Raw genomic sequence first — 17,855 nt, forward strand, 5'->3', positions numbered from 1 at the left:
GTCTAATTACTAAAAGAAAGAAGTTAATCTTTAGGTTTAGCGAGCTCAATTGTGACAGCTGTGTCATGGTCGAACTTGAGAATTTGAAAACTAAAATAAAGAACAATAAATTGGACATTAACGATTTAGTTTTGATTACATTTTACCGAAACCCAAGGCATTTATTATTATTCAAACGAATTAATGAATTAACAAATTTTAAAATATATAATACAATCAACGATTCTTTGGGAATTAACAAATTAGATAATTTGTCAGTACCTGTTTTCTTTGTATTAAATAGTGAATTGAACATAGAAAATACTTTTATTCCAATAAAACAAATAAACCAAAGGACTATAAATTATTTGAATAGTATTACAGATGATTTTTCCAAATAATTAATTTCAGGTAAACTAAGGAATATGTTGAATAGGAAGTATTTTATACTAATCTCTTCGGGCCTTTTTTTTATTACATACATGTTTTCCCAAGTTTTTTGGTTCGCTGCGAGCTTTATCTCTCTTATAATGCTGTTTACATTTTTATTGCAGAAATTCAAAAAACGACATGTAAGTTTAATCATATTCACAGTGCTATTCTTATATAGTAAAATATTCTTATTTGATATTTTTAAAATCCCTAGCTCTTCCATGGAAAATGAATTATTTACTAATGACGTTATTTTAGTAAACAAATTAAAATATGGACCAAGATTACCACGTTCACCTTTTGATATACCCATAATCAATATAGGCTGTCATTTTAACAAAAACGCGAAAAAACGTAAAAAAGAGAACTGGTGGCCATACAAGAGATTATCAGGTACCACCACCATACAACGAGGAGATATTATGGTATTTAACTCTACTTGGAAAAAAGATTTTATTTTGGTAAAGCGTTGTACAGGGTTACCAGGGGACACCTTAACAATAAAAGAGACTTCTGTTTTTATAAATGGTAAGGAATATAAAGAAACTAATGCTGTAAAAAAAGAATATAGTTTTATTGTAAATGATAAAAACGTCGATTTTAAAAAGATAACAGATAGTTTACAGCTAGATGTAAATTATAATAATGCGACTTTTGTAAAAGGGTTTTTAACCAAACAACAATTGGAGCACTTAACTAAAGATGATTTAATACAATTCGTGAAAGACACAATAATTAATAAACGTAAAACAAAAACGTTTGATAAAACAAAAACCTTAGCGTGGACTATTGATAACATGGGGCCATTTTAGTGCCTAAAAGAGGTATGACCATTGAATTGAGTTTGATTAATTTTTTTAAGTACAGACGAGCCATAAATAGCTGCGAAGGCCTAACTATTAAAAGGGTTGAGGGTACATGTTATATTAATGATAAGATAGTAACATGCTACACTTTAACAAAAATTACGTGAAAATCGTAATTGAAAAACCAAAAACTACAGATATCTTCTAAAAAAATAGCAAAGGGACAGAATTTGTCCCTGTAAAGATTTTACTTTGTAGGATAATTATGTAATATAAATACAAAAACCTCTGAGCATTAGGTTAAAACATATAATCACAAATTGTTTAACTAAAAATTCATGCCAATGACATAAACAAAAAATACCCAGAGGAGGTTTTCATATAAAACCAAATAAGTTATTTGGATAACAGGTTATTTAACATTCCACAAAAGTAGTGTTTCCTAAGAGACTTTTTAAAAATTATATATTTATTTAAAAATTAAAATTTACAAAATGAAAAAAGTAATCGGAGTTGCCGGAACAGCTTTTGTTGCAATGGCTATGTTCTTTAGTACTAGTTCTACTAATGGTTCAAACACAAATATCACTAATTTATTCCAACTCAATAGTGCGAATGCTGAGTGTGAAGGTCCTGGTGTTTATGAATCATCAGAAGAGGACTGCCTTAACTTGAGACAGGAAGTAGTCGGTGTTTATATAAATTGCATCAATGGTTGCGACATAACATGCGTCCCAACAGATTGTAATTAATTCAAATTCAGAAGGTAGAAAAGTTTTCTACCTTCTTTTAATATAAAATTTTCTAATGAAAACTACCTCGAGATATCTTAACAAAATAATAGCCATTAACTCATTACTTTTAATACTTTTTGTCAGTTCCTGTAAGAAAGAACAAACACTCATTAAACACGCAACAGACCCTACTAAAATTAATCTAACCGAATCATCAAAAAAAGATGAACTAGTTGATTACATTAAGAATTTCAAAATTCTAAAATTATTTACGAATATAAAACTGGCAAACATAGATAAAGTCAAGTTTTTTAACAACATGTATTATGTGTTAGACAAAAAAACCTCTAACCTTGTAGTATTTAATGAAGCTGGCGTCTTCATCAATAAAATAGGGGAAAGAGGAAGGGGACCTGGGGAATACATTAAAATTACTGATTTTGAAATAGATTCGAAAAGGAATCAAATTTTACTTCTATCTGAACCTAATCGAGCTTTTTTTAAATATTCTTTAAAAGGAGACTTTATAAAAAGAATAAGTTTAGATTTTTTTGTTCATGGCTTTGTCTTAACCAAAAACGATAACTTAGTATTTATGTCTGGACGTTCATCAAAAACTAAAATGACACTAACAAGAACCGATTTAAATGGAAAAGTGATTCAATACGATGTGCCCTTCCCTGAAGATATTAAAATAAAAAGCTTTGGTTATACCGGAGGTATTCACAAGCAAGGAATATCTAATTATTTTACTGAAGCTACCTCCTCTTTAGTATACGAAGTCGAGGACTATTTAACCCCTAAATATCAATTCAATTTTGGTGAGGACACTTGGAAAGAAGAGGATAGATATAATCTGGACAAGTTTGTGAAAGAGCGAAAGCAGCACAATATATCACATTTAATAAACTTCTACTGCGACAATAATGAGGTACTTGCATTTAGATTTAAAAAAGGAAAATATTATAGAAAAGGTTATTATTTTAAAAACAGTCATAAATTTATAGCATCTCCATATAACCTCAAAGATTCCTTTCTATACAGTCTATTATCCCATGAAATTGGTATTAAAACGGAAAGTTTTATTTCTGCCTTAAACTATCCTTTGTACGAATTTCTAATAAATTCAAAGGAAGCCCAATTATTCAAGGATTCCAATCCGGAATTTTATCAGTACATTAATGATAACCTTAAAGGTTTCTCTGAAAATGACAACCCTTATTTATTAATCTATGAGGTTAAAGATATTAAATAAAATTGGTTTTTTTCTATTGATTCTGATCGGTTGCAATAGCGATTATCCTGAAATTTCGTTTTCTCAAAAAATTATTGATATAGGTGAAATTAAAAGAGATACCATCATTGATGTTTCTTTTAAATTTAAAAATATTGGAAAAGAAATCTTAATTATTAAAAGAATCACCACAGATTGTCACTGTACGGTTCCAAAAGATTATGTGAAAAGAATTGAACCAAACAGAAAGGGTGAAATAAAAATAAGTTATCACAGTAGAGGATATGGTTATTTTGAACAATTAATAAGTGTTTTTTCCAATTCCCAGAAGAATGAAGAGTTGTTAATTTTAAAGGGAACCGTTATAAGAGAGAATTAATTTTTTTTCAGAGTAATAAGTATGGTATTTGTAAGAAATTATGTCTTCAGGCTATTTTTCAATCAGAACGTATATGTTTGACCTATATAAATTAAGTCTTACAGCCCCAAAAATTAGATAAATAATTTAACAAATTCAGTTTATGATTATAACATGGTTAGTTGTACTTAATTTAATTTATATAATTGGAGGATATAGGTTATTGAAATTGTTATCTAAAATCAAAAAACCTCTGATAAAAAAAACTATAAGATGTTTTTTCTTTTTTTATCTAGTATTTTATCTGTTAATTACCTTTAGATTATTGCTCGTTGATATCTATAAAATCCCTAGCTCTTCCATGGAGAATGAATTATTTACTAGTGATATAATTGTAGTTAACAAACTAAAATATGGTCCTAGGTTACCACGTTCACCTTTTGACATACCTTTAATTAATATAATTTGTAATATTAGTCAAATCGCAAAAGATAGAAAAAAAGAGTACTGGTGGCCATACAAGAGATTGTCAGGTACTTCTTTGATACAACAAGGAGACATGATGGTATTTAACTCTACTTGGAAAAAAGATTTCATTTTGGTGAAACGTTGTATGGGGTTACCAGGTGATACTTTAACGATAAAACAGTCCACTGTTTTTGTAAACGGTAAAATATCTAAAGAATCACCCACTGTGAAAAAAGAATATAGTTTTATTTTTAAAGATGAAAATGTTGATTTAAAAAAACTAACAGATAGTTTACAACTAGATTTGAATTTTAATAGTACTGCTTTTGTAAAAGGGTTTTTAACCAAACAACAATTGGATAATTTAACTAAAGGTGATTTAATTCAATTCGTACAAGACACAATAATTAATAAACGCAAAACAAAAACGTTTGACAGAACAAAAATACTGTCATGGACCATTGATAACATGGGGCCATTTGTAGTACCTAAAAAAGGAATGACTATTGAATTGAGTTTGATTAATTTTTTTAAGTACAGACGAGCCATAAATAGCTGTGAAGGCGTAACTATAAAAAGGGTTGAGGGTACATGTTATATTAATGATAAAATAGCAACACAATATACATTTACTAAAGATTACTACTTTCTAATGGGAGATAATAGGTCTAAAAGCGCAGATTCCAGAGCATGGGGGTTTGTACCCCAAGACAACATAATTGGTAAGGTAGACTATGTTTTGTTTTCTAATTATGGTGGTTCGTTTAATTGGGACCGTTTCTTAAAATCTGTAAATTAAAAACACATGTCTATGTTTAATTATAAAGTTTCTTGCCAGTGCAATCTAAAGCGTAGCGAAGAATCTTATATTATTACGTTTCATAATTTGAATAGATACAAGATTCTTCATTTCATTGACACGATTAGATAACCACTTCAGTTTAGTAGTCAAGAAAGTGATAGTTGTTAGAATACTAAATAGCAGTAAAAATTTTCAATTTATAACACCTCAAAACATAAAATAAAACAGATAATATTTACTACAACCATGATATTTAAAAAGCTATCTTTTGTCACTATATTAAGTTTAATCTTATTTTCTTGTAATAAAAATAAATTTCCTGAAGAAGTAGAAAAATCTCTTATGCTAGCTGAAGAGAATAAAAGAGAATTATTAAAAGTAATTAACACCTATAATAAAGACCCTAAGGACAGTTTAAAGTTAAAATCGGCTTATTATTTAATAGCCAATATGCCCTATCATTCCTTTTTAAAAGGTCACAAAATATTTGATGAAGCCTTTTTGCAAGCGGGTAAAGAACGCAAAAGACAAATCAAAAAATATCCTCGCGAAAAAAATCCGAAAGACTCGACACACACGAAACTAGGGGAGCTATTAGATTCCATATCAAAGGCAAATCAATTTTTAGATAAATCACCAGTTTTGAATTATGATGTAAGATATCTGGATGCACAATATCTTATTGACAATATTGAACTAGCTTTTACGGCTCATAAAAAAATGCCAATAAAACTATGTAAGAACTTTGATGAATTTTTACATTATGTTTTACCCTATAGAGTTGGACAAGAACCCATTGAGGCCAATAAAAGAAAAGAACTATTTAAAGAATACTCATGGGTTTATGATTCCTTAAAAACAAATTCTTTAGATGAAGTTGTTAAGAAAATATTTGATATTAATAGATTTAGAGTAGTACCACAGCGTCATTCACTTTATAATTACTCCTATTCCTTAACTCAAATGGACCAAATTAAAATAGGCGGATGCATTGATATAACCAATTACATTGTATCTATTTTAAGAGCCATAGGCATTCCAACGGGTGTTGATTATACTATAAAAAGAGGTTCAGACAACAACAGTGGTGGCGCACATACATGGGTGTTTTATTTAAATAATGGTAAGCAAAGGTCTCTAAATAGTGGCCCTGTGTATGCCGATTTAGAACCATTGTATAAAATAAGTAGTATTCCAAAAATATTTAGGCAGCAGTACCATCAAAAAACAGCACCAGCTTTAGATGTAACCCATTTATATAGAGATGTGTTTGATGTAACTATTCCGGCTATTTGGAATTTAGATAAACTTGGTAACGACAATGTTTTTTTGGGTATTTACGACAAAAGTAAATCGTTATTTAAGATTGCTACAGCAGAAATAGTTACCAATAACAGCGCATTTTTTAAAAATATGGGAAATAATATTATTTACTTCCCTTATGTAGAAAGTGCCAATACACCAATTAACTACCCTTTTCAACTTACAAAAGAAGGAAAAACTGTGTTTTTTAATGATACAACTACTATCCTCGATAAAGCCATAGTATTAAGAAAGTTTCCGCCCTTTATGGTAATAAATAAAATGAAAAAGCTTCAAAGAATTGAAGATTTAAATGGCATATTAATTCAAGGTTCGAATATTGATGCTGATGAACATTCCGTTGATATTGATGAAATTACCGCCTTTAAAAGTACACAAAGCATTAAAATTTATTTTGAAAACCCCTGTGCGTATAAATTTTATCGATTTAAAGCCAAGAGATATGGTAGAAAAGTTAGTATTGCTACTCTTAAGTTAATAGAGGATAAGACGGGAAAAGTCGCAACAGATTGGAGTAATATACTAATTAACGATGAAGAAAAACCAGAGGATTATACTAACATTGTTGATAATAATCAATTATCATACGTAGAACGAAAATTTTTATCGATTACTTATGCCTTTAACAAACCTAAGAAAGTTTATGGTTTCGAAATTCAAGCTAGAAATGACCAGAATCATGTTAATATTGGAGATAATTACGAGTTGCATTATTGGGATAAAAAATGGATGTCTTTAGGAGTGAAAAAAGCAGATGATACTGTTTTGGTATATAATAAAATTCCAAAAAATTTATTATATCTACTAAAGAATAACTCAAGAGGCAAGGAAGAATTTGTCTTTAAATTTGACGAAAATGGAAATCAGTTTTGGGTAGGGTGCTCAGAATATGAAAATGATGACTCATTTTTGTAAATTTAAATTATTTGTTGCTTTAAACTATTGCTAAAAAAATAGTATTGCTAATCAATTAGATTTAAAAATGTAATCAGGTTTAAGATATATGACTTTTAAGTTGTCTTCATTTTCTATACTTACTGTTTTTATATGCCTTTCAATAATAGGGTTAAGCCTAGTACCATTGTTAAGTGTACAGCTAAAACCTTCTGAGTCTTTACCTACCATTCATGTGAATTACAGATGGCAAGATGCCTCAGCGAAGGTTATTGAACAAGAAGTCACTTCGGAGTTAGAAGGTATTTTTAACACAGTTAAAGGTGTTAAAAATATTAGCTCTAGCTCTGATAAAGGAACGGGAAGTATAAGCTTAAAGTTTAAAGACGATACAAATATGGATGCTGTTCGGTTTGAGCTAGCAAACCTAATAAGACAGTCGTATTCTAAATTACCCGATGGCGTTAGCTATCCCAACTTGTCTTTAAGCGCTACTAATGAAAATAAGTCGCCTATTCTGTCTTATAGCATACACGCCAACGAAAGCCCCTACTACATAAAAAAATACGCCGAAAAGCACATATTACCCAAACTTTCAACTATAAAAGGGGTTAATAACGTTAACATTTATGGTGCAGCTCCTTTTGAGTGGGTTATAACTTACAATTCAAATAAATTACTAGAATTAAATTTATCTGTAAGTGATATAGAAAATGCCATAGATAGTTATTTGAGAGAACAGGAACTAGGAAATGGTTTAGTTCAAACTTTAAATAAAGCAGATAACGAAATAAATCTCAAATTAACTTTCAATCTTGAAAAAACAATAAATTGGAAGGAGATACCTATAAAAAAAGTAGGAACTAGAATAATTTATTTAGAAAATATTGCAAATGTTGATTATAAAGAGGCTAAACCAAGAGGGTATTATAGAATAAACGGTTTAAATATTGTTAATATGACTGTTTACGCTGAGCAAGGTGTTAATACCATAGACTTGGCGAAATCTATTAAAGCTCAAGTTGTTGGCTTGGGTAAACAATTGGATACGGGTTATAGTATAAAACTCACACAAGATAGTACTGAATATATTGTTGAGGAACTACAAAAAATACAAAAACGCACCTTGTATGCGTTACTAATTTTATTATTGCTGATTCTAATAATTAATAGAAGTTTTAAATACTTAATAATACTATTTCTAAGCATTATTACAAATTTGTTAATAGCAGTAATCTTTTATTATTTGTTTAATGTAGAACTACAACTATACTCTTTCGCAGGTATTACTATTTCCTTCGGTATTATTATCGATAATAGCATTATAATGATAGATCATATTAGAAATAAAGGTAATAAGAAAGCTTTTTTAGCCATTCTAGCGGCTACTTTAACCACTATTGGGGCTTTACTAATCATTATATTTTTAGATGAAAACCAACAAGCCGATTTATTGGACTTTGCATTAGTCATTGCAGTAAACATAGGAGTGTCACTATTTGTGTCTATGTATTACATTCCAGCGCTTTTAAATAAAATGAAACTTTCTAAAAAACAAACACGTTTTTCTAGAAAGCGAAAAAAACGCATTGTAAAGTTTACAAATATTTACAGCACCATTTTTTATTTCATGAATAGGCCAAGGGTAAAGTGGCTATTCATTGTGTTTTTCATTTTGGGATTCGGCTTACCAATTCATTTGTTGCCAAATAAAATTAAAGGTGAAGATACTTTAGCTAATTTATATAATAAAAGTATTGGTTCAGAATGGTTTACTAGTACTCTTAAACCCACTTTAGAAAAAGTAATTGGTGGTTCGTTACGCTTATTTACCGAAGATGTCTTTGAAAATGCTTATTATTCCGAACCCGAACGCACCACATTACGCGTCACCGGTACTATGCCTGAAGGCTGTACGATGGAACAATTGAATGAGGCTATTCTAAAAATGGAATCTTACTTGAGTCAGTTTAATGAAATTGAACTTTTTGAAACCAGAATATCCAGTTATAAAAATTCTAACATTTCCATTTTCTTTAAGGAAGGTTTTGAGTTTTCTGGATTTCCCCATACATTAAAAAATTTATTAGAATCTAAGGTTACTAGTTTAGGAGGTTTAGATTGGACAGTGAGTGGTGTAGGCAGGGGCTTTTCTAATGCTTTGGGCAATGGCTATAAACAAAACAGAATAGTTTTGGAAGGTTACAATTACAACAAGCTTTATGCTTACGCAGAAGAACTGAAAACGCAGCTTATTGACAGTTCAAACTCAAGAGTTAAGGATGTAGAAATAACCAGTGGCGGATGGAGAGACGAAGCTCTTTACGAATATTACTTAGACTTTAATGATTATAAGTTAGCAGTGGCCAATGTATCACAGCAACAACTTTATGGGTATTTAAAAAATCAGGTGCATTCAGGAAACCTTTCCTCTGTTATCCAAAATAATGAACTACAGCATGTGAAATTAGTTTCTGATAAATATCAATATTTTACTGCTTGGGATTTAAAAAACATACCTATCTTTATCCGTAACAAAACGTGTAAGTTAGACCAACTGGCTTCAATAGAAAAAAAGAAAACAGGCAATACAATCAAGAAGAACAATCAGCAATACACATTAACTGTAGCTTATGATTTTCTGGGTTCAACACAACTGGCGCAAAAAGTAAGGGAAAAAGCTATTGAAGATTTTGAACCAAAATTGCCTTTAGGCTACAAAATCTTTCAACAAAAATACAACCGGTGGAATAAAAAAGATAAAAGTCAATATTACTACTTATTTATTGTAGTGGGTATCATCCTTTTTATCTGTAGTATTTTATTAGAGTCCTTGAAACAACCATTAGCAATTATAGGTATGATACCCATATCTTTTGTAGGTGTATTCCTGACGTTTTATATATTCAATTTTAATTTCGACCAAGGAGGTTATGCCTCTTTTATTCTCCTTTGTGGTATTAGTGTTAATTCAGCACTATATATTGTTAATGACTTTAATAATTTGAAAACCACCTATCCAAAAAGAAATATAACACAACTTTATTTTAAAGCATTTAACTATAAAATTATTCCGGTTGTTTTGACTATAGTATCAACTATTGTAGGTTTAATTCCTTTTGTATGGTATGGGCAAAACGAAGCCTTTTGGTTCTCCTTTGCAGTAGGGTCTATAGGTGGTTTGATTTTTTCGCTGTTAGGGATTTTCCTGTATTTACCCTTGTTTATTTTAAAATTTCGTAATTCATAACTTCTTTAGAGTTATGAATTTATTATTTCTTCAAACACAAACTTCATTTCCGTAGCTATTTGCAAACTTCGGTTTAAATAAGTTTCTGTTTGGTGAGTAGTTCCATCAGATTTTTTAGGATCTTCATAGGTAATAGCCATACGTTTATCGCAGCCAAAAACCATGGGACAACCTTCGTCAGCCGACGAACAGGTCATGATTGCAGCAAATTCTGAAGTAGGATTAAAAGTGTCTCCATACGTTTTTGAAAAAGCAATCACAGCAGGTTCATTTTGTGAATATTTAACACTATAAATAGGGTTATTGCCTTCAGATAATTTAACGATTTTAAACCCTTGATTCATTAAAGTCTCTCCTACTTTTGGAAACATGGCCGTGGCTTCTGTCCCTCCAGAATAACATGATACGTTTGGAATATTAAAATAAGCTGCCATGGTTTGTGCCCAAATTTGAGACAAATGGCTTCTTCTTGAATTATGTGTACAAATAAAATTTAATCGGATAGGGTCTTTAGCTTCAATTTTGACTTTTAAATATGCTATTAAGGGTTTTAGAGTATCCTTTCTCTCTTCTGGGATTGTATTGACGTCTAAAGTTTCTATAGTTCTAGAAATAGTTTTAAATAAGGCGTTTTTCATATTATCTGTTAATACCCTTGGCTTAATTAATAGTTACAGTATACCAGTGTGTTTTGAGGCAGCTAATTTAAGAATTAGAATCTTATTCTGTATTTCAAAATCGTTAACAAACAACGGTTGAATTTAAACATAACTTCAAATTTAAAAAACAAAGACTCCATGTAATTTGTTTACTAGTAAAATTAAAGCGTCCCAATTAAGTAAAAACATTATTTCATCGTAATATAACAATGAATGAGTTGTTAAAAAATACCAAATGTAAGGATTTGGTATTTTATCATTCTAGAACCAAGGCCTTTTGCCCACTTGATAGGTGTTATAAAACTCTTCATCAGACTTAGTTAAATAAACAATACCTTCTATAAATGGTATTATTCCGGCTATACCACAAGTTATAAATGTGGCAATCAATTGAATGATGCCTTCTTTATTATAGCCTAAAATAAACTTATGGATTCCCAAAGATCCAATAAGTATAGCTAGTACTCCAGCTAAAACCTTTTTATTCTCTCCTCCTAGTGACTCCTTGGCACTCTCTGCAAACTCCGTAGCAGATTCTTTGGCTTCACTAGCAAATTCTTTAGCCTTTTCCTTAGCTTCTCCGGCCATTTCACTGGCTTTATCGGCTGCTTTTTTGGCACCTTCTTTGGCGTCACCTAGCATTTCATTGAGGTCATCGCTTAAACTTTTCTCGTCAGACATTCTTTATTGTTTTACAGTTAGATTATAAAATTATAAATTAAAACTCAGTTTATATTATAAGTATGTTAAATTTTGATTCTGTTACAGTTTTATCTAAACAGCATAAGGATACCTCCTATAGCCGTTATTATTATTATAAAACGCCTATAATTAGAATTAGAGATAAGCTTAACCACCTTGGCGCCTGCAAAAAAACCAATAGCCACAAGTGGAAACAATACTAAATTAATCATCAATGTATCTTTTGATACTGTTTTCCAAACAAAAAAATGAAAGGGTAGCTTAAACACATTAATAATAAAAAACAACCATGCTGCTGTACCTATAAATTCGTTCTTTGGCAATCGCATTGCTAAGAAATATACGTTAGAAATAGGCCCTGCTAAATTGCCAATCATTGTTGTAAACCCCGCTAAAAAACCTGTAGAATAGGAAAATAACTTATTGCCTGGAACGGTTGTAGACTTTCTGTTTTCAAAGAACCACATAACAAGAATAGAGCCAATAATAATGACTGCCATAACACGTTTAAATAAAACTTCTGAAATAGCATCACCAACCCAAACACCTACCAAAACACCAATAATCATCCAAGGCAAAAGCATTTTAATAAATTTCCATTGGGTGTGCCTATTGTAATAACTTACTGCCAAAATATCGGCACTTATTAGCATGGGCAGAAGAATACCTGTAGAGGCCTTTTCACCAAAAACAAAGGCTAAAATTAAAACTATAAGAATGCCGATGCCTTTGATACCCGATTTAGATATACCTAAAACAAAAGCAGCTAACCCAACGGCTAACCAATTAAATGATGAAAGATTGTATGATTGAAAAAGCTCGGTTATTCCCAAAATAATTGTTTAAATCTAGTTTTAAATGGTTCCCATAATGCTATTTTATTCCCATCGTTATGGATTTGCCTGAGAAATTTTCAACTACAATGTTATTATTTATTTAACGAATCTTTATAAATCTGAATCCACTCCTCTGCACTAACCTTAGCGGCAAGCTTACCTATAAGATCATAAGGAATATCGTCCATTCGTTTCAATCTTATGCAGCTTTTTCCCATATCCAGTTTATACTTGCAGCGTTTTGTATATTCTGAAGTAAACCAATCACATAATTCTTTTTTAGCATAAATACCCATACTATAAACCCCAATAAAGTTTTTCTGTGATGATAAATTCATAAATGGTAATGGTAATTTAGGATCGCAATGATACCCATCTGGATACACCGAATGAGGAATTACATAGCCTAACATACCATAACTCATACATTCTTCAAAGCCTTCAGGTAAGTTGGCTAAAATTTGTTGTCTTAATTTCAAAAAAGGTTCTTTTCTGTCTGCAGGTAATTCGTCTATGTACTCTTGTGGTGTTATTGCTTTTGATTGCATACTATTTATTTTTTGTGAAGTACATCAAAACTTAAAACGATTGTCTTAATTATATTTAGTGAAATCTAGCCTTAATTTTATCTACAACAGTTTGCGCCAATCTTGCCTTACTCTCAATCGTCCAACCAGCTACATGAGGTGACAAAATAACATTATCAGCTTGAATTAAATACTGAAAGGCTTCTGGCATATCTGAAGTGAATAGGCTTTCAAAAGATGCTTTTTCATACTCCAACACATCTAATCCTACACCAAGAATTTTACCTGTTTTTAATGCTGAAACCAAATCTTCAGTTACTACACTTTTACCTCTTGCGGTATTAATTAACCAAAAAGGTTTTTTAAACGCCTTTATAAAATCAGCATTAATCATTTTTAATGTTAAAGGTGTTTGTGGGGTATGTAAACTAACCACATCTACCCTTTCCTGAAATTCTTGTAAACTTGCTTGTTTGGCATTTTGATTACCCACATTATCCTTAATATCATAACACAATACATCAACATCAAATCCTCTTAGTTTTTTTGCAAAAGCTTTTCCCATATTACCGTAACCAATCAATCCAACTATTTTTCCATCTAGCTCAACACCACGGTTTTCCTCTCTTAACCATTTTCCGTTTCTAACTTCAGCATCCGCTTTATTGAGTTTGTTAAACAGCGATAACAACATACCCAAAGCATGTTCTCCAACAGCATTTCTATTGCCTTCAGGCGCCGATATTAAGTACACTCCTTTGGTTTCTGCATAACTACAATCTATATTTTCTAGACCAGCGCCAACTCTACCAATGAATTTTAGGTTAGTAGCGGCATCGAGAAACTGTTTATCTATGGTAAATCTGCTGCGAATAACAATCCCATCATATGCTGAAATTTTAGCTTCTATGGTTTCTTTTGAAGATGAGTAATCCTCATGATTTGTATAGCCTAAATCGTTTAGTTGATTTATTAGTAACTCATGATTGGTGTCGAGATGGAGAATTTTCATTTACAACAAAATAAGGGTTCAAAAGTAAAAATAATGCGTTGCCGAAACAAATGCAGGAAAATAAGTTATTTTGTCTTTAAAGGATCTTTATCAAAAAACAAACCCTCAAAACCTGTTTTCATGAAGTTTCTTATGTTTTGATGCCCAGTTCCATTGAAGTCTTTTAAAACATCTTCAAAATAATGCTCTCCAAAACATGCCAAGGTTTCTTCTTTAGTTAGGTTTTGCATTTTGGCAAAAGCAAATAACTTGCAAGAGCCTGAGTTTTGTCCTTTGCCATTTTCTAAAGACCCATTTTTAAAGGCTGTTGGTACAAAATCGTAGTTTAATTCTATGACATCCATTGTTTCAGAAAAGGCAATCTTTTCTGGATTACTTCTTAGTTTATTTTTAAATTCGTCTATGTCCATTTTAGTTAGTTCTACCACCTACAATTATAACTATTTCTCCTTTGGGTGGTTTATTAGTGTAATATTCTAAAACTTCTTTTGCGGTTCCGCGAATGGTTTCTTCATACAGTTTGGTTAGCTCTCTGGAAACCGAAACGGGTCTGTCCTCTCCAAAATACTCACAAAAATGCCCTAAGGTTTTAATCAATTTATGCGGACTTTCGTAAAAAATCATGGTTCGGGTTTCTTCTGCTAATAGTAAAAGTCTTGTTTGACGACCTTTCTTTACAGGCAAAAACCCTTCAAACACAAACTTATCATTTGGCAAACCAGAATTTACTAGTGCTGGCACAAAGGCCGTTGCTCCCGGTAAACATTCAATATCAATATTATTCTCTACACACGCTCTTGATAACAAAAATCCAGGATCTGAAATAGCAGGTGTCCCAGCATCACTTACTAGAGCTATTTTAGTTCCTGCCTTTAACTTTTGAATAATACTATCAACCGTTTTATGCTCATTGTGCATATGATGTGATTGCATTGGTGTATTTATTTCAAAATGTTTTAAGAGTTTACCTGAAGTACGCGTGTCTTCGGCAAGAATTAAATCGGCTTGTTTTAAAACCTCAATGGCTCTTAACGTGATATCGTTTAAATTCCCTATAGGGGTAGGAACTATGTATAGTTTACTCATGTGTTAGTGATTGCAGTGGTTAGCTTTTGGCGAGACGAGCATTGAGCCAAAACTATGAACGAAAAGCACGACTGCGCTAAGGCGCAAGAACACCCAAACATTATTGAAATTTAGCTTCTATGATTTGTAAAAAACGTTCCTCAAATTCTTCTTTCCCAACCCAGTCCTGATAGTCTGGCTTTACTATATCATTGATAAATTGATGGGCTTCGTGAAAAGTAGCTGTAGTATTTATTTGTGAAATTACGCGATCATAATCTTCTGGTTTCCCATCAAACAAATGCTTTATAAAAGCCAGCTTATCATTCAATCCAATGTTAAGTCCGCCACTTTTGAGCTTATCATTCAATGTTTTTTTTGCACTGTTTTCATGATCATTTATCTTAGACACAGGTTCAAAAACAGGCATTTCTTCAAAACCAGCGGTGATTTCGTCTAAATCATGTTTCTTGCTAATTCTTTCGGACATGGACTCTTCAAAAAAGGCATCAACCTGCTCGGTTTCTTGAGGCATCTGTGCTACCATATCTTTTATGGTCTCCATGAGTGGCTCTGAAATGGCCTCTTTTTCATTCTCATCTAAGTTGATATAAATCCTGTCCTCAACTTCAATATTATCACTTACTTTGTTATTAAAAGCTGTATCTAACATCCCAAAAAAAGAAGAATCACTTCCAATAGTTGGCATCTCATCATCAAAATTTTCATGAGCAAATTTTAAAACAGTAAGTGTCTCATATAAAGCCATAACCTCTGCATGCATTTTTATGATGTCTTCTTTCCCCTTTAGTTTTAGAATTCTATGGGCAATACTAACTAATTCTGATTCTAACTTCTTCTTCATCAATTCAAAATTTTTAAAATTTAATCTATTTTAGGCTTTTGATTTTAAAAAAATTTGCGCCACCTTTATACAAACGAAAAATTGCTTGATATTAGTGTTAAAATTACGAAATGTTTCTTGAAAATACGGTAAATCATAAAGAACAATTTGGATGGATTGAGGTTATTTGCGGTTCTATGTTTTCTGGTAAAACCGAAGAGCTAATCCGCAGACTTAAGCGTGCGCAATTTGCCCGACAAAAAGTTGAAATTTTTAAGCCTGCTATTGATGTGCGTTATGATGAAGATATGGTAGTGTCTCATGATGAAAACCAAATACGCTCTACGCCAGTTCCAGCAGCAGCAAATATTCCTATTTTAGCCGATGATTGTGATGTAGTTGGTATTGATGAAGCTCAATTTTTTGATGATGAAATTGTAAGAGTTTGCAATGATTTAGCTAATAAGGGTGTTAGAGTTATTGTTGCAGGACTAGACATGGATTTTAAAGGAAATCCGTTTGGCCCCATGCCTTATCTGATGGCAACCGCAGAATATGTTACAAAAGTACATGCTGTTTGTACCCGAACTGGAAATTTAGCACAATATAGCTATCGCAAAGCACAAAACAACAATTTAGTTATGCTTGGTGAAATTGATGAATACGAACCATTGAGTAGGGCTGCTTTTTATAAAGCTATGATGCGAGACAAAGTAAGAAATATGAAAGTGAACGACGCTGAAGAAGTGATTGCAAAATCAAAGAACTCCAATGCCTAAAGCGCAAGAAACTGTACTTGAAATAGATTTAAAAGCGCTTAAACACAACTTTAAGCATTTAAAATCTAAACTAAACAATAGCACCAAATTTTTAGCGGTTGTTAAGGCTTTTGGTTATGGCAGTGATGCTATTGAAATTGCCAAATACCTACAAGATTTAGATGCTGATTATTTTGCCGTAGCTTATGCCAATGAAGGTGTAGATTTGCGTAAAGCTGGTATCACCGCTCCTATTTTAGTACTTCACCCGTTAACATCAAACTTTAAAACTATTTTAGAACATTGCTTAGAACCTAGTATATATAACCATAAAGTTTTAAGTGAGTTTATTGAAGTTGCCATTGAGGAAAATCAAACTGCTTACCCTGTTCATATAAAATTTAATACAGGTTTAAACAGACTGGGGTTTTCTAAAAACGATGTAAACCAAGTGGTTTCTAAATTAATGGCTACTTCATCGGTAAGGGTAACTTCAATCTTTTCGCATTTAGCTGCAAGTGAAGATTTAAACGAAAAAGCGTTTACCTTAAATCAAATTGAGACGTTTAAAACTATTTCAGAAAATTTCATTGAAGCCATTGGTTATAAACCAATACTACATACCTGCAATACGTCTGGAATTTTAAACTATCCTGAAGCTCATTTTGATATGGTTAGAAGTGGTATTGGACTTTATGGTTTTGGGAATTCTGAAAAAGAGAATAAAAATTTAATACCCATTGCTAGTTTAAAAACAGTTATTTCTCAAATACACAAAATTGAAAAAGGAGAATCTGTTGGCTATAATAGAGCTTATAAAAGTGATGGGGGTCTAAAAACAGCTACCTTACCCATTGGTCATGCCGATGGCATAGGTAGACAATACGGTAATGAGAAAGGTTATGTAACCATTAACGGAAAACAAGCCCCTATACTAGGTAATGTATGTATGGATATGATTATGGTAAACGTAACCAATATTGATTGTAAAGAAGGAGATGAAGTTATTGTTTTTGATGCGAAAGCAACTGCCGAAAATTTAGCCCAAACCACTGGTACTATTTCTTATGAACTCATTACAGGTATTTCACAACGGGTTAAACGTATCTTTTTTCGTTAGAAAACATATTACAAAGTGACTTTTTCTTATTTTAGTGTTTCACTAATTATAT

General features: G+C 31.5%; 17 protein-coding genes. 9 read left to right on the plus strand and 8 right to left on the minus strand.

Features of this window, described 5'->3' with window-relative positions; translation table 11 throughout:
- Positions 1–509: 509 nt before the first annotated feature.
- The 7 genes from lepB (E1J38_RS13135) (at position 510) to E1J38_RS13165 (ending at position 10,280) form a co-directional block, all read left to right on the plus strand.
- On the plus strand, positions 510–1,223 hold the full coding sequence (gene lepB / locus E1J38_RS13135; RefSeq protein WP_255449899.1) for a signal peptidase I: 714 nt from the start codon (positions 510–512) through the stop codon (positions 1,221–1,223).
- A gap of 488 nt (positions 1,224–1,711) precedes the next feature.
- On the plus strand, positions 1,712–1,969 hold the full coding sequence (locus tag E1J38_RS13140) for a hypothetical protein (protein WP_133357301.1): 258 nt from the start codon (positions 1,712–1,714) through the stop codon (positions 1,967–1,969).
- 55 nt (positions 1,970–2,024) lie between these two features.
- The gene (locus tag E1J38_RS13145) at positions 2,025–3,206 is read left to right on the plus strand and encodes a DUF4934 domain-containing protein (protein WP_133357300.1); all 1,182 of its coding nucleotides are present in this window, start codon (positions 2,025–2,027) and stop codon (positions 3,204–3,206) included.
- Positions 3,207–3,222: 16 nt separating this feature from the next.
- Complete coding sequence (locus tag E1J38_RS13150; protein WP_186525869.1) at positions 3,223–3,564, plus strand: DUF1573 domain-containing protein; 342 nt, start codon at positions 3,223–3,225, stop codon at positions 3,562–3,564.
- Between the two features lie 142 nt (positions 3,565–3,706).
- Positions 3,707–4,810: a signal peptidase I gene (lepB, locus tag E1J38_RS13155; RefSeq protein ID WP_133357298.1), complete on the plus strand. Its 1,104-nt coding sequence runs from the start codon at positions 3,707–3,709 to the stop codon at positions 4,808–4,810.
- 345 nt (positions 4,811–5,155) lie between these two features.
- Positions 5,156–7,051, plus strand: a complete 1,896-nt coding sequence (locus E1J38_RS13160; RefSeq protein ID WP_186525870.1) for a transglutaminase-like domain-containing protein — start codon at positions 5,156–5,158, stop codon at positions 7,049–7,051.
- Positions 7,052–7,139: 88 nt separating this feature from the next.
- Entirely contained in the window at positions 7,140–10,280 is a 3,141-nt protein-coding gene (locus E1J38_RS13165) for an efflux RND transporter permease subunit (RefSeq protein WP_133357296.1), read from the plus strand.
- A gap of 11 nt (positions 10,281–10,291) precedes the next feature.
- On the opposite strand, the gene E1J38_RS13170 is transcribed toward E1J38_RS13165, so the two are convergent.
- From E1J38_RS13170 to E1J38_RS13205, 8 genes are all read right to left on the minus strand, one after another.
- Complete coding sequence (locus E1J38_RS13170; protein ID WP_133357295.1) at positions 10,292–10,918, minus strand: arsenate-mycothiol transferase ArsC; 627 nt, start codon at positions 10,916–10,918, stop codon at positions 10,292–10,294.
- 282 nt (positions 10,919–11,200) lie between these two features.
- Positions 11,201–11,620 (minus strand): NINE protein, encoded by a 420-nt coding sequence (locus E1J38_RS13175; RefSeq protein WP_116039596.1) that lies wholly within the window; start codon positions 11,618–11,620, stop codon positions 11,201–11,203.
- Between the two features lie 89 nt (positions 11,621–11,709).
- Complete coding sequence (locus tag E1J38_RS13180) at positions 11,710–12,474, minus strand: sulfite exporter TauE/SafE family protein (protein WP_133357294.1); 765 nt, start codon at positions 12,472–12,474, stop codon at positions 11,710–11,712.
- A 95-nt stretch (positions 12,475–12,569) separates the two neighbouring features.
- Positions 12,570–13,025: a DUF1801 domain-containing protein gene (locus tag E1J38_RS13185; protein WP_133357293.1), complete on the minus strand. Its 456-nt coding sequence runs from the start codon at positions 13,023–13,025 to the stop codon at positions 12,570–12,572.
- 55 nt (positions 13,026–13,080) lie between these two features.
- A complete protein-coding gene (locus tag E1J38_RS13190; RefSeq protein WP_133357292.1) occupies positions 13,081–14,016 on the minus strand; it encodes a 2-hydroxyacid dehydrogenase in 936 nt (311 codons plus the stop codon).
- 65 nt (positions 14,017–14,081) lie between these two features.
- On the minus strand, positions 14,082–14,426 hold the full coding sequence (locus E1J38_RS13195) for a HopJ type III effector protein (RefSeq protein WP_133357291.1): 345 nt from the start codon (positions 14,424–14,426) through the stop codon (positions 14,082–14,084).
- Between the two features lies 1 nt (position 14,427).
- Positions 14,428–15,102 (minus strand): 16S rRNA (cytidine(1402)-2'-O)-methyltransferase, encoded by a 675-nt coding sequence (rsmI, locus tag E1J38_RS13200; protein WP_133357290.1) that lies wholly within the window; start codon positions 15,100–15,102, stop codon positions 14,428–14,430.
- 100 nt (positions 15,103–15,202) lie between these two features.
- A complete protein-coding gene (locus E1J38_RS13205; RefSeq protein ID WP_133357289.1) occupies positions 15,203–15,946 on the minus strand; it encodes a DUF8457 domain-containing protein in 744 nt (247 codons plus the stop codon).
- A 110-nt stretch (positions 15,947–16,056) separates the two neighbouring features.
- Here E1J38_RS13205 and E1J38_RS13210 point away from each other — a divergent pair, with 110 nt between their 5' ends.
- Together E1J38_RS13210 and alr are read left to right on the plus strand one after the other, a co-directional pair.
- Entirely contained in the window at positions 16,057–16,704 is a 648-nt protein-coding gene (locus E1J38_RS13210; protein WP_133357288.1) for a thymidine kinase, read from the plus strand.
- Positions 16,697–17,803 (plus strand): alanine racemase, encoded by a 1,107-nt coding sequence (gene alr, locus E1J38_RS13215; RefSeq protein WP_133357287.1) that lies wholly within the window; start codon positions 16,697–16,699, stop codon positions 17,801–17,803. Before E1J38_RS13210 ends, alr begins: the two co-directional genes overlap by 8 nt.
- The last annotated feature ends 52 nt before the right edge of the window (positions 17,804–17,855 follow it).

The organism is Seonamhaeicola sediminis, from assembly GCF_004358095.2.
GTDB lineage: Bacteria > Bacteroidota > Bacteroidia > Flavobacteriales > Flavobacteriaceae > Seonamhaeicola > Seonamhaeicola sediminis.

Bases quoted from the DNA above. Each gene is read 5' to 3' on its own strand.
- E1J38_RS13195 (WP_133357291.1), bottom strand. From the start codon at position 14,426: ATGGACATAGACGAATTTAAAAATAAACTAAGAAGTAATCCAGAAAAG.
- E1J38_RS13145 (WP_133357300.1), top strand. From the start codon at position 2,025: ATGAAAACTACCTCGAGATATCTTAACAAAATAATAGCCATTAACTCA.
- E1J38_RS13185 (WP_133357293.1), bottom strand. From the start codon at position 13,025: ATGCAATCAAAAGCAATAACACCACAAGAGTACATAGACGAATTACCT.
- E1J38_RS13205 (WP_133357289.1), bottom strand. From the start codon at position 15,946: ATGAAGAAGAAGTTAGAATCAGAATTAGTTAGTATTGCCCATAGAATT.
- alr (WP_133357287.1), top strand. From the start codon at position 16,697: ATGCCTAAAGCGCAAGAAACTGTACTTGAAATAGATTTAAAAGCGCTT.
- lepB (WP_133357298.1), top strand. From the start codon at position 3,707: ATGATTATAACATGGTTAGTTGTACTTAATTTAATTTATATAATTGGA.
- rsmI (WP_133357290.1), bottom strand. From the start codon at position 15,102: ATGAGTAAACTATACATAGTTCCTACCCCTATAGGGAATTTAAACGAT.
- E1J38_RS13140 (WP_133357301.1), top strand. From the start codon at position 1,712: ATGAAAAAAGTAATCGGAGTTGCCGGAACAGCTTTTGTTGCAATGGCT.
- E1J38_RS13175 (WP_116039596.1), bottom strand. From the start codon at position 11,620: ATGTCTGACGAGAAAAGTTTAAGCGATGACCTCAATGAAATGCTAGGT.
- E1J38_RS13165 (WP_133357296.1), top strand. From the start codon at position 7,140: ATGACTTTTAAGTTGTCTTCATTTTCTATACTTACTGTTTTTATATGC.
- E1J38_RS13170 (WP_133357295.1), bottom strand. From the start codon at position 10,918: ATGAAAAACGCCTTATTTAAAACTATTTCTAGAACTATAGAAACTTTA.
- E1J38_RS13210 (WP_133357288.1), top strand. From the start codon at position 16,057: ATGTTTCTTGAAAATACGGTAAATCATAAAGAACAATTTGGATGGATT.
- E1J38_RS13190 (WP_133357292.1), bottom strand. From the start codon at position 14,016: ATGAAAATTCTCCATCTCGACACCAATCATGAGTTACTAATAAATCAA.
- E1J38_RS13160 (WP_186525870.1), top strand. From the start codon at position 5,156: ATGCTAGCTGAAGAGAATAAAAGAGAATTATTAAAAGTAATTAACACC.
- lepB (WP_255449899.1), top strand. From the start codon at position 510: ATGCTGTTTACATTTTTATTGCAGAAATTCAAAAAACGACATGTAAGT.